This window comes from Microcoleus sp. Aus8_D2, assembly GCF_036702665.1.
GTDB lineage: Bacteria > Cyanobacteriota > Cyanobacteriia > Cyanobacteriales > Microcoleaceae > Microcoleus.
Window position 1 is genome coordinate 110,201 of record NZ_JAUBUN010000019.1, and the last position, 12,366, is coordinate 122,566.

General features: G+C 46.0%; 8 protein-coding genes. 4 read left to right on the top strand and 4 right to left on the bottom strand.

The annotated features are described in order from the left end of the window. Positions 1–125: 125 nt before the first annotated feature. Positions 126–452, bottom strand: coding sequence for a hypothetical protein (locus tag QUB64_RS17005; protein WP_333269868.1), 327 nt, complete (start codon positions 450–452; stop codon positions 126–128). A gap of 275 nt (positions 453–727) precedes the next feature. On the opposite strand from QUB64_RS17005, the gene QUB64_RS17010 reads away from it, so the two are divergent. The 4 genes from QUB64_RS17010 to QUB64_RS17025 all read left to right on the top strand — a co-directional run bounded on the left by QUB64_RS17010 (position 728) and on the right by QUB64_RS17025 (position 2,899). Next, positions 728–1,318, top strand: a complete 591-nt coding sequence (locus QUB64_RS17010; protein WP_333269870.1) for a sigma-70 family RNA polymerase sigma factor — start codon at positions 728–730, stop codon at positions 1,316–1,318. A gap of 8 nt (positions 1,319–1,326) precedes the next feature. After that, positions 1,327–2,106 carry an anti-sigma factor domain-containing protein gene (locus tag QUB64_RS17015; RefSeq protein WP_333269873.1) on the top strand — a complete coding sequence of 260 codons (780 nt, stop codon included), beginning with the start codon at positions 1,327–1,329 and terminating at the stop codon, positions 2,104–2,106. 237 nt (positions 2,107–2,343) lie between these two features. Continuing rightward, complete coding sequence (locus QUB64_RS17020; RefSeq protein WP_333269876.1) at positions 2,344–2,682, top strand: DUF6972 family protein; 339 nt, start codon at positions 2,344–2,346, stop codon at positions 2,680–2,682. Then, the gene (locus QUB64_RS17025; protein ID WP_442921667.1) at positions 2,672–2,899 is read left to right on the top strand and encodes a hypothetical protein; all 228 of its coding nucleotides are present in this window, start codon (positions 2,672–2,674) and stop codon (positions 2,897–2,899) included. Before QUB64_RS17020 ends, QUB64_RS17025 begins: the two co-directional genes overlap by 11 nt. 344 nt (positions 2,900–3,243) lie before the next feature. Here the strand turns inward: QUB64_RS17025 and QUB64_RS17030 are convergent, their stop codons facing one another. From QUB64_RS17030 to QUB64_RS17040, 3 genes are all read right to left on the bottom strand, one after another. Continuing rightward, a complete protein-coding gene (locus tag QUB64_RS17030) occupies positions 3,244–5,841 on the bottom strand; it encodes a GmrSD restriction endonuclease domain-containing protein (RefSeq protein WP_333269882.1) in 2,598 nt (865 codons plus the stop codon). A 288-nt stretch (positions 5,842–6,129) separates the two neighbouring features. Continuing rightward, positions 6,130–11,394: a response regulator gene (locus QUB64_RS17035; RefSeq protein ID WP_333269884.1), complete on the bottom strand. Its 5,265-nt coding sequence runs from the start codon at positions 11,392–11,394 to the stop codon at positions 6,130–6,132. A 78-nt stretch (positions 11,395–11,472) separates the two neighbouring features. Beyond that, complete coding sequence (locus QUB64_RS17040) at positions 11,473–12,291, bottom strand: HNH endonuclease (RefSeq protein WP_333269887.1); 819 nt, start codon at positions 12,289–12,291, stop codon at positions 11,473–11,475. Positions 12,292–12,366: the final 75 nt, after the last annotated feature.

Sequence of the window (12,366 nt, forward strand, 5' to 3'; positions counted from 1 at the left end):
TCGGCATAAACTAAGCTCTCTCAACATTTAAATTGTATATAAAGACACAATCAAATTATTGTGGGGTGGGCTTTGAGCCTCACCCCAAATAAGCAATTTAAATTCGGTGATGTCTTTAGTGGAGGCTATTTTTTCATAGCATCAGGACTCTTCATAGCATCAGGACTCTTCATAGCACCAGGACTCTTCATCGCATCAGGACTCTTCATAGCACCAGGACTCTTCATCGCATCAGGACTCTTCATCGCATCAGGACTCTTCATCGCATCAGGACTCTTCATCGCATCAGGACTCTTCATCGCACCGGGACTCTTCATCGCATCGGGACTCTTCATCGCATCGGGGGAAGCGTTAGGAGCAGCCTGATTTGTGCTACTAGGAGTCTCAGAGCAGGCATACAGACTAGCCGTTAGAGTCAGACCAACAATCAAATAAAGCACTTTCCGGTTCATATTTTTCTTCCAAATTTGAGGAATCTTGATTTAAGCAGTCAGCAGCTAATAGCTAGCCGTGGTTCCTCTTATAATACGCATTACTGGTTTGATTGGATTGTGAATATCGTAAATTTGTGGCGATCGAGGTTAAAATACCCAGCTTGCATACATCCAATCAGCTCTGTAGCTCGTATTTAAGAAAATGGGGCTCGATTATTTTTGGAGACGTGCTTGCTGCAATAACCAGAATCAACTTAAAATTATGGGTTTAGGTCTGTTCATACGAAACACCTATGGATTTGAACTCTGCCGAAACAAGCGCGGACAACCCTGACAAACAGACTGACGCTGAGTTATTTCGGTTGATGAGTGTTGGTCAACCCTCTGCCTTGGGGATTCTCTATAACCGCTATGGCAGCTTAGTCTACAGATTGGCCCTGAGAATTCTCACCAATCCTCAAGAGGCAGAAGACTTAACCCAAGAGATTTTTCTCAATCTCTGGAAGAGTGGCGCATACAATCCGAATCGCGGCTCCATGAGCAGCTTTTTGACAACCATGACTCGATCGCGCGCCATTGATAAACTTCGTTCCCGCAGCACTAACTTAAAATTTCTCCAGCGATGGAGTCAAATGATGGCTACAGAAATTCCCCCTCTCACGCCTTTTGAGTCAGCTTCTTTAGGCGATCGATCGCACTGTGTTCGCGAGGCCTTAACTCAACTTCCAGAAAAACAGCGACAGGTGTTAGAGATGGCTTACTACGACGGTCTCAGTCAATCAGAAATCGCCGCTAAACTTAGTATACCGCTGGGAACAATTAAAACTTGGTCTCGGCAAGGTTTATTAAACTTAAGAAAAAACTTACAAAATTTAATTGGCTAGTTGCACCTATGACAGAGCCTTTATTTCCTGAACACTCAGAAGAATTGATGGCAGGTTATGTACTTGGCAACCTCAGCTCTGAAGAAGCTGAGGAATTAAGGCAATTGCTGAAAGAAAATCCCGAACTAGCTACAGAGGTTGCTAGCCTGCAAGAAGTCCTAGAAGTTATGCCCTACGCCCTACCTGATATCGAACCGCCACCACACCTCTATTCTGCCATTTTGGAAGCTGCCTCGGCGGCTAGCGTTGCAGAACCAAATCCTGATGTTTCGGGAGTTACTAACTCATTCCCCCAGGAAAAACGGAAGCACCCACCTCTACAATGGAGTCGCGTTATTGGTAGCATAGCAGCACTATTGGCGTTAGCCGTTGGTTTGGATAACTACCGACTCAGGCAACAAATAACCACGCTTGAGGCTCAGGTAGTGCGACAAAAAGATGTGATTGCCATGCTGCAACAGCCAAATACTCGTCTAGTTTCCCTCAAAGGCATGGCTGACGCATCTGCTGCCTCTGGCAGTATTGTAATTACACCGGGCGAACCCAAAGCTGTTTTAATTTTAAGGAACCTTCCAGTTTTACCGCAGGGTCAGTTTTATCAATTATGGTCGGTTACTAATAATGAAAAAATCGCTTGGGAGCAGTTTAATACTAATGAAAGAGGAACAGTTTTTGTGAAACTTTCTCTGCCTGCTAATGCGGAAGTAACAGCATTAGTAGTTACGGTAGAAGCATCGCCCTTACTAAAAAATCCTGCTGGGCCTATGGTAATGACGGGAAATCTATAAACTAATTGAAGGTCTATTCAACAACACTGAGCGATCCAGATAGTGCCAATTATTTTATTGGGTTTGCCTCGCAAACAGATGTAAAAATAACTGCTTAGATGAATAGTTTTTACAAGTATACGAGGAAGATGGGCGATTCCCTACGAGATAGCTGGGCTTCACGGGCGTTTTTGGAAAGTTTGGAAGTAAAGGGCGATCGCGTGATTTAATGATATTTGTATGCGATTCAATTTATTGATGAGTGGAATTAATCGCCAAATCACCCCAGACAGCAGGCACATTGCTAAACACTTGCCAGACACCCCACAAATGAGAAGACTGCTGAATAAAGGACGTGCTGCTCATGTTTTCAACAATGAGGCTACTATGAATCAGGTAGCTCAAGCCATAATAGAAGATGGACAATTTACAGGTACGATTCGGGGCTACGATCGTTATGGTATGTTTTTTGTTGAATCAATTGGTTATAGAGTTGACCCGGATGGTAGCCGTCTTTTACTTTATTACGGAGAGATAAAAATTGATGCAGAAAACAGATACCATGTTACCCCTCGCACCAGACCCAGTGAAGAATAACTGGGAATTTACAGAGGTATGGATCGATCCAAATCTTTCACCTCCTTATCTGCTTTTGTTACTAAGTGATGCTGAGGGGAATTGTCGGATATACGATCCGGCTGAGGCTTATAAAATTGTGTTTTCTAGTAAGAGTTATGATGAGGCACAGTATTGGCTTTTAGAGGATGAGTATGAACCAGTGGAAGGGCGGCTGAGAGTGTCGGAGTTAGTTTGAATACTTCATGTTGCAGGGGTGATTTCCTAGGGCATAGCTGCGGTACACAGGCTTTTTCGGAAAGTTGGGAGGTGAAGGGCGATCTGGTTTCCATGAAAACAGCTTTCTGGTTAGCTCATTTTCAAGCTGGCATTCGGGTGTCAGGGCAAACGCATCTAATTTTTGATTTTCTATATGTAGTGTTACAACTGAAGCTAAAACGCTATATGTGGAAATTTATTGTCAATAATGAACAATAAAGCTGAGTTATTGGTTCAAAAGCCCTGTTTATTGACAAGATGCGTTTGCCCTGATTCGGGTGTGAGTAATTTCTATGTCACAAAAGTATTCCACAGATGAGTTATCTATTGAGATGGAGGTTTAGAGCCTTTCTTCCTGTTACTGTCACTGTGAGTAATTTGAAGGTTCTCTATGGAATCTACTCCCCCAATGCTTAGTGGTGTATTATGATCTACCTCAATATCATCTCCTATAAATAGAGGTGCTCCTGAGATAGCACAGCGATTATCTTGTCCTCTAAGTTTTTCAAGCTTTTCGGTTTCCGAAAGTTGAGTTTGCCTTGGGTTAATTGCATACTTTTTATGAAAATCTTGAACAGTAGACAAAAATCTTATTTTTGTAAAAGTCTTTGAAGTATCCCTCGAATTAGAAAAGATGTTTTGCAAGTTTTTTTTGATGCTTAACCTGTGAAATTTAACCATTTCAAGATTAAGTGGATTGAGAAGATACCAAAGAATGTAAAAGTCTTGTTTTGTACGCCTAAATGAACGAACTTGTCTTTGCGCTTTGAATAGCAAATTCAATTCCTCGCCAAAAAAAATATCTAATTTTTCTTTACCTCCTTGAACATCTCTATCCAGCAAAATAAGCTTCACTTTTCTTACAAAGCTTTCCAAGTTCTTGATACCTTGGAAAAAGTTAGTCTTTACCTCTTCATCTTGAAAAGCACTTTGAAGTAGCCTAGTAATCTCGTGCGACGAAACTCTTAAGTTGATTCCATCATTTTTATTATAAATAGACAAATCCTTATCAGCTTTTTTCTTCAGACGCTGATATTCAAGGTATACTAATGATGTATAAAGCTCTTCATTTTCCATCCTATCTCTATCATTACGGCTTTTGACAAGTTTGATATAAAACCACTCTCTATGCTTATCAAGATTTTTTCTGATAGTTTCAATAATATCTCTATCCACCCAAGAGTTCCACATCTCAAAAGAATTCTCTCTAATCGGATATGGCTTGTTATTCAGCCTAACAAAAAGATCGACTGGGTTGAAATCTGGATTTAGACTTTCTTGGATTTCAACGACAAAGAGTTCAAAGTCTAAAATTTTATCTTGTAAAGAAGCATCAAACTCTTTAAGATCGTTGTATGTTTTGTTGTTTAAATCCTTCAGAATCTTTAATCCTTTTAAAGAAAAACCAGAGTTTTTACTTGTACATTGATGACCGTTTTCATCCATATACTTTTTACCTATAAAACCTAAAATCGTTAATAGACGTTGTTGTCCGTCTATCACCTCTGAAACACCATCTTCACGCTTATAAATAAAGATTGGAGGAAGGCTGATATCTAAAAGAATACTTTCAATAATTGAAGATGCTTTAGATATGTTAATTACTTCCGTTCTTTGGTAAGACGGACGAACAAGAAACATATTGCGATCCATTACTCTCGCGATATCATCTATTGAATTTCGGGATGGTTCCGGCTTCGTTACTCTTAGAGATGCTAATGCACCGAGTTTTGTAATAGTATCATCATTTTCACTCTTCCTGATAAGATTTAATTTAACCCTTGTCTTCTTGTCACCCTCTACATAAGCATGAAGATTTACACCAAATTCCTGCTCAAATAACTTAGCCGTAAACGAGAAACGTTCTTTAACCAAACTATAGTAATGAGAATCAATGAACTTATCATTGTTATCAGAAATCGCATTACCTAAACGTTCAATCAAATCCGGTTTATCCACTTTAGATATATCGATTTCTTCAGCATCTAATACCTGAAGCCCCCATAAAAGACATTCAAAAGCTGGTCGTTTCAAAATTAGATTTTTTTCTGTAAATACCAGCTTCATTCGATGAACTAAACGAACTTTTTCTACAAATTTATTACATAAATTATCTACATCTTCTACTTCATTAGCCATGTGTTCATACAATTTATCTAAGGTTTCAGTTCTGTTGTTTCCCCATGAGTAATACCTAATAGGAAACTTGTAGAGAACTAAATACCTACGGATAAACTGTAGGATTCTTCCGCTATCAGAACCTTTTTCACTCTCGCTCGGCAAGAAAAGGTCAGTAATCATGTTGCAGAATTCAATATCTTGTTTTACGAGCTGCTTAAAATGTTGAAAGACTGAATCTTCATCATAGAGAGCATTATCTATTTCTGGTTTCTTTAAAGGGGTTATGCCAGAATTATATCTACCAAATATCTCTTTTTTTACTTTATCCTCAAGATTTGAATTGAGTTTAGGTTCGTTAACTATTTCAAATTCAATAATTCGGATTTTCGCGTCAAGAAATAAATCAATTATACTTTTTGTCTCAGAACTAGCTTGTAGAATGTCATAAGTTGCTTTAGCAATCTGCTTTAGGGCAGCTAGCCCATTTCTTGTCAAGGAAAACTCATTTTCCTTAAACCGTTTTATAGTCTCAAATCTTTGCCTTCCATCAATTACTTCGATACCGGAGCCGTTGTTAAAAAATATAAGAGGAGGAATCTCAGTACCCAACAATATACTTTCAATAAAGTAAGTCGCTTTATGATCGTCCCATACATAATTTCTCTGGTAATACGGCTTGTAATTAATTTTATTTAAACTGCGTAAACTAAAAAGTGAATCTATTGATTTTGAATAAGTTTCGATCTTCAAGTGCGATGTAAAAATTGTTTCAAAGTCTTCTTGAGTTAAAAAGCCACTCATTGGTAATCCCTCGCGTATTGTATGATATGTCAGCATTTTTCCGTAACTAATTATAACATGGCAACATCCCAACACCCAAACCCATCAACCTCACCGAACTCCTGCAAACTCAAATCATCGAAACCAACCTCCGCCAAACGCTCCAACCCCCTGCATCGACGTTAGTAAATTTACCGACTCCAATAACCCCGCCGCATTTTGACTCAATGAGCGCGATCGCCATATGATACAAGTCCTGCGAGGACTTTAGCCCCCACAGAACCCACACCCCTTCAAACATCACCCAAGCTACACAACAGCCGGAGCACCAACAACCTCACCCTTCAACATCCGACCAGCAGCATCAAGCAACTGCTCCTCCAAATAAGGCTTAGTAAAATAGCCCTTCGCGCCCAAACCATAAGCCATTTGGCGGTGTCTGTCAGCACCCCGAGAAGTTAGCATCGCGATCGGCAATTCACACAAAACCGTATCCTTCTGCATCCGAGAAAGCAGCTCCAAACCATCCATTCTCGGCATCTCAATATCGCAGAACACGATATCGCAAGGCAGGCCAGACTTCATCTTTTCCCAAGCTTCCTTACCATCGCGAGCTTCCTCAACTCGGTAGCCAGCTTTCTCAAAAGTAATCGACAAGAGCGATCGCACCGTAATCGAATCATCCACAATCAATACAGTAGGCTCAGTCTTCTCAACTTCCGCCTCAGCAGCAGCCCGATCGCTCTCATCCCAAAGCGTACCGCCAGCTTCCGTGCGCAGCCTACCAGTAGCCAAATCGATCAATTCTAGAACGTCCGCAATCGCCACAATCCGGCCATCCCCGAGCACCGTAGCACCCGCAATCCCGATCGGCTTCGGCACAGGCCCTTCTAACTGCTTAATCACGATTTCCTGTTCCGTCGAAACCTGATCCACCTGCACCGCCAAGAAATTGCCAGCAGACCGCAGCACAATCACCGAAATCATGTCATCGTCAGTATTAAACCCATAAACACCGCCCCGGCCCAAATGGCGGTGATAAGGCAGCAAATCGCGCAGCGGCCGGAACGGCAAAACCGAACCCCGCCACTCAATGCAAGGTAAACCGTCCGCCCCCGTCGTCACCTGATCGCGAGGCACATCGATCATGTCCTCCACCCCATCCATCGGGAAAGCAATCCGAGATCGATCGCTAATGCAAGTCAGAGCCTTAGAAATACTCAACACCAGAGGTAAACGGATGGTAAATACGGTGCCCTTGCCGAGCGTCGAATCAATGCTTACAGTCCCTCGAATTTCGTGCAACGAAGTCTCTACTACGTTCATACCGACCCCCCGGCCGGCGTACTCCGTCGCCTCTTCCTGAGTGCTGAAACCGGCCATAAACAGCAAATTGTAAACTTCCGAGCGAGACATCCTCTGAGCCTGAGCCGCCGTCAACAAATTCTGCTTGATCGCCTTCGCCTTCACCTTTTGCGGGTCAATTCCCGCCCCATCGTCAGAAACGGAAACTACGGTTTGATTCCCTTGGTGGAAAGCGCGAATCGTAATCCTGCCCATCGCAGGTTTCCCGGCCGCCAAACGCACCTCCGGCGGTTCGATCCCGTGAGTAATCGCATTGTTCACCAAGTGAGTCATCGGGTCATAAAGCTGATCCACAATCATCTTGTCGATCAAAATATCCTTACCCTCAACCTGCAACTGAGCCTGCTTCCCGCACTTAATCCCAATTTCCCGCACCGCCCGGAACAGCCTGTCCGTCGTCTCCGCAAACGGCTTCATCCGGGCGCGAGTCAAACCTTCTTGGAGTTGAGTCGTGACTTGGCGCAGTTGGCGAGTCACCTGATCCGCCTCATCCACCAAAAACTCAATGTCCGCCGCCGACTCCCGCACCCGCACGATCAGCTCGATAATCTCCTGAGCCAAACTGTGGAAAGGAGTAAACCTGTCCATTTCCTCCGGTCTCCAGGCACTTTCCCGGCTGTGGGATGACTCCTCACTGCGCCAGGCCGATCGATGTCCCTGGCGGTTGGCCAGCAAAGCAATCTCCAAAAGACTCCGCTCGTAGAAATCCTGAGTCCGTTGGCTGACATCGCTCAGCAGCGTCACCTGGTGCAGCAAATTGTCCAAAAACTGCCGCATCCGTTCTTGGTCTTGCTCCAAACTGTTGCGGTTGACTACCAGTTCCCCCATCAAGTTGCTGAGGTTGTCCAGTTGCTTGACCGGCACGCGCATCGTTTGGTCGCCGAACCCGCCCGCGCGGGGATTCCGCCTGGGTCTGTTCACCGACGACTGCCCGATATTGGCTTCCCCCTGTGAGCGGCCGCTGTCCTTTGGATCTTCCAGCAGTTTTTCCAAATCGCCAAATTCGTCCTCGCTCTCGGAAGCAGCAGCGGGTGGAGCTTTGCGGGCAGTTGTCGCCGTCCGCCCCTGAATTTCCGGCATGGTTGCGCTTTCGCTCAGCAGATCTTCGAGATCCGAGAAAACTTCTGTATTTACCGGATTTTGATTTGTCCCCCCAGAGGCTAAAGCGGCCGCCCCAGCACCCCCTGCAATTAACAGCGCTTCTAAATCGTCAAAATTGCCTTCGGCATCCTCACCACCTGATTTAACGTCGCTAAAGAAGTCTGCCAGCGACTCATCTTCTAACTCCGAGGATTCGTCGGGGATCGATCGCTCGTCGGTGTCCCAAAAGCCGGTTGTCACCAGAGGTCCAGCATCGCTCGAATCCAACAAATCATCAAAAGCGTCCAACTCTTCGGTGTTGTTGAGAGTCGCCCCGGTTTCCAGAGCTGCGAGCAAATCAGCATCGCCCTCAAACATACCGTCGAAAGATTCTACCGACAGCGCCTCTAAATCCCCAGGGGAAAAATCCGTTTCCAGCGCCTCAAACAAATCATCCTCGTCCTCGGACTCGACGGCGGCTTCTGGGTTCGGTCGATCGAACAAATCCGCACCTTCGGAGTCGAACTCTCCATCAGGAAGTTGGGCCGACAACTCCTGCAAATCCAGGGCAGCTTCGGCATCCATCGGCGGTTGAGGCTCTTCGCCAAACATATCCTCCAACAAGTCGAAAGTGCCGCCATCCGACTCGAAACTTGAAATTTCCGCATCAGGACGATCGTCCAAGTCCGCAAGCTCAACCGCTGCCAAATCTGCCCAGCCTTCCTCGGAAACAGTCGCCTCCGAGCCCGAGAACAAACTCGCCAAGTCACCTTCATCCGATTCCATACCGGCACTCGGCCATTCTGAATCCCCACCTAAATTCAGCAAGGAGGCACGGACTTGCCCCGAAGCTTCCTCCTCATACTCAGTACCCGTAGGCACAGAACCGAACAGCTCTGCCAAATCCGCTGCCTCTCGGGAAGTAGCCGCTCCCGGCAGATCCCCCACTGTCTCCTCCTCCTCAGAAATCGGGCCCGAGGTGATCTCCCCAAACAGCGCGTCTAAGTCAGTATCCTCCAGTTCCAGGTTTGCCGGTTCGACAGACTCGTCTTCCTGGCCAAAAGCATCTTCTAGCCAATTTCCCTCGGCAGAGATATCTAAATCAGAATTTGATGTCATGTTAAAAATGCTGTCAATTTCTTCGTTTTGTTTGCTGCGAGCATTGCTCGTGGGTCGTTCGCGCCCGCTCGACCCACCTTCGCCTTGTCGAGAAGAAAGGAAACCAGAAGAAATGCTCAACAGCTCCCTGAAATCCGAGTCCTCCCCAAGCTCCGAGAGCAACTCGAAATCCTCTATTTCCGTTGCCCCTGAATCGCCGCCACCGCCGGAGGCCGACAAAGAAAATTCGCCGTCGAAAGCGTCAGAGTTGAGAGAATACTCGTTCGATAGTGTCGGCACGCCTGCTGCCGAGGATGCTCCTAAATCACCGAACAAGTCATCGAAATCACCATCTTCGGCACCAACAGCAGAAGTTTGGGCCGCTACTTCATCCAAAAGCGTAGCGAGGGCATCTTCTTCTGCTTGCCTCCGGCTGGGGCCGTTTGTGCCGTCTCCCCGCTCCAAACCGCCCCTGTTAATCGTTTCAAGCTGTTTGCGAGTTGGTTGCTGCCTCAAACCCGCATTTTCCTGACCGACGGCTACGGCCGAACCGTCCGGCTCGCTCCACACCAAATCCTCCCCAAACAAACTTGTGAGGTCGTCAATCGGGGGCGCTGCGTTGGTTTCGGAATTTTCTACACTGTATTCGTCAAACAACAAGTCAGTAAAATCGCCGGAATTGTCATCTTCTAAGGCCTGCATTCCTCCGGCTGGCATTCTAGAAGAATGTGCATAGTCGAGGTCTTCTTCTTCTTCCCAAGCGCCATCGAGATCTGGGGATTCGCCGTCAAACAAGTCTGCTAAGGTGTTGAGTTCTGCTGCGCCGACTTCTGGGCCGGTGCGGGTGGAGATTCTAAAAGCACTTGTATCTTGATCCGAGTCTCCGAACCCTGGCGAATCGTCGAATTGGGGCGATTCCCTACGGGATAGCTGCGCCGCGCGTCCTCCGCTGTAATCGTCGCTCTCGCCGCCGTCGAGTTGGTCGAACAGCTCCTCCATGCTCAGCGAAGAAATACTGGGCAGCAGTTGTTCCCCTGCTCGGGAATCGCTTTCCCCCGCCAGAGCCCAGGCGACATCCTCAACGGAAACCACGTTTTTCCCGAAGCTACCGGGTTGAGCGAATGCTAGCAAGTCTTCAAAATCGGTTTCGGGAGCCACAACGGCGGGCAGTAGCGCTAGAAGTTTTGCGCTGGGTGCGATCGACTCGGATTCACCCGAAAGTACCTGTTCTTGGGCTTGTTTGATGTCTTTGATGACCGTTGGGGCTAAGGCGCGGTAGGTATTTTCTGGGTTGGCGATCGCCTTTTCTACAGTTTCGATCAATTCTATCCAGTCGGGCAGTTCAAATTCCTCTCCCGCCATTTTCAAGTTCCGACAAATGCTCTTGAGCTGTCGCCTGCTTTCTGGCCCCTCGGGCTGTTTGAACTCTTGCAGCAGTTCCCGCATCCTCGCCGGCACATCCGAGTCAAATACTAGGTGCAGCGCGCTTTCTTCTGTTGGTGTGGCATCTAACTGTGCGTAAACTGAACCCGAGTCCGCAAAACTCCGATCGGAACTAAACGCCCCGACTCCCATCAGGCCCAGAACTTGTTGGGGTATTGGCAGCGGGCTGCTCTCGTCTGCATCGCTTCCGCGCTGTCCGACGAGTCCCCCCAAGTGCCCGTTGAGTTCTTCAAATACTGGTTCTAATTCTCGAACCATCTGTTCTCCCAATTCCTCTGTCAGTCCAAAAGGCCCCGACAGTTGCTCTAACAGCCCTTGCAACGTGTCAAAAATTCGCAGGAACAGGGACTCTAGTTGTTGGTCTACTTTAACGCTGCACTCTTTTAAAACTTTAAAACTATCTTCTAGTCGGTGGGATGTTTGCTGAATGCTGGTCAGCCCCAGCATTGCGGCTCCTCCTTTGACAGAGTGAGCGGCCCTAAATACTTCGTTGACCAGTTCTGGGTCTTCGATCGTCGCTTGCAGGTTCAGCAACCCTTGTTCGATCGTATTGAGGTGGTCTTTTGCCTCCTCAATAAAGTAGCCCATGATCCTCTGTTGTTGCTCCGGCAGCATAGTTTTATTCCTGATTTTAATCGTTATTGTATTGGGTCTATTTTAGTATTCTTAGAGAATATCTCTGTAAATCTCTCCCCTTGCCAACAGAATAATCTGACTGCGAGATATTACAAATGTCCTAGCTATTTCTGCTCTCGACATCCCCTCACCTAAAAGATAGCGAATCTCCTGTACCTGTTCGGGTTTCAGTTTGCGGTTAGGGCCTCGCTGGCCAGGAACGAAAGGAAAGCGGTTTTTTTCTAGAGAATCGCGGGAGTTATCGGCGGGAGTTCCTTCCCACAAATGGTCAGGATTGACACAACCGCGATCGTCACAACTGTGACAAGCAAAATAACCCACTTTTACAGGTCGTCCCAGTTTGTGTTCCAGTACCAGTCTGTGGGGATAGGAACTTTTATTTTTTCCGTTAATTCTGATAGTTTTAACGGAGTAACCATCACTTCTTTTAGCCAAGATACAAATCCTGCAGCCATTCGGCTGTATTTGGGCCCGAATACCAGGAATTATTTCTCTGCCTCGCAGTTCTTTTTGAGGTTGAGGTGCCGATGTGCTTCCTACATCTTTAATTCGTCCTTTTCTAAACCTATCTTGAGAATTTTCCAGCCGATAACCTTCCCATAAATGATTAGGATTAATGCAGTTACGAACATCGCAACTAGGGCAACAAAAGTCTTCTGGTATAATCGGACGACCTAAGCTATTTTCTAATACTAAAGGGTGAACAGTAAACGTTTTCCATTCACCGTCAATCTTAAGTCTTTTGTTGGCATAGCCCCTGCTAGATTTGGTGAAATTAGAGATCGTACAGCCCGCCGGCTGAATTTGTCCAAAAATGCCAGGAATTACCTCTACTATGTTATCGTTCATCCGTACAACTCCTAGTTTATTTAGGTGCTGGATTGGCATCCCCGCAGTTGTTTCAAGACTGCGAGGTTGCTTTTT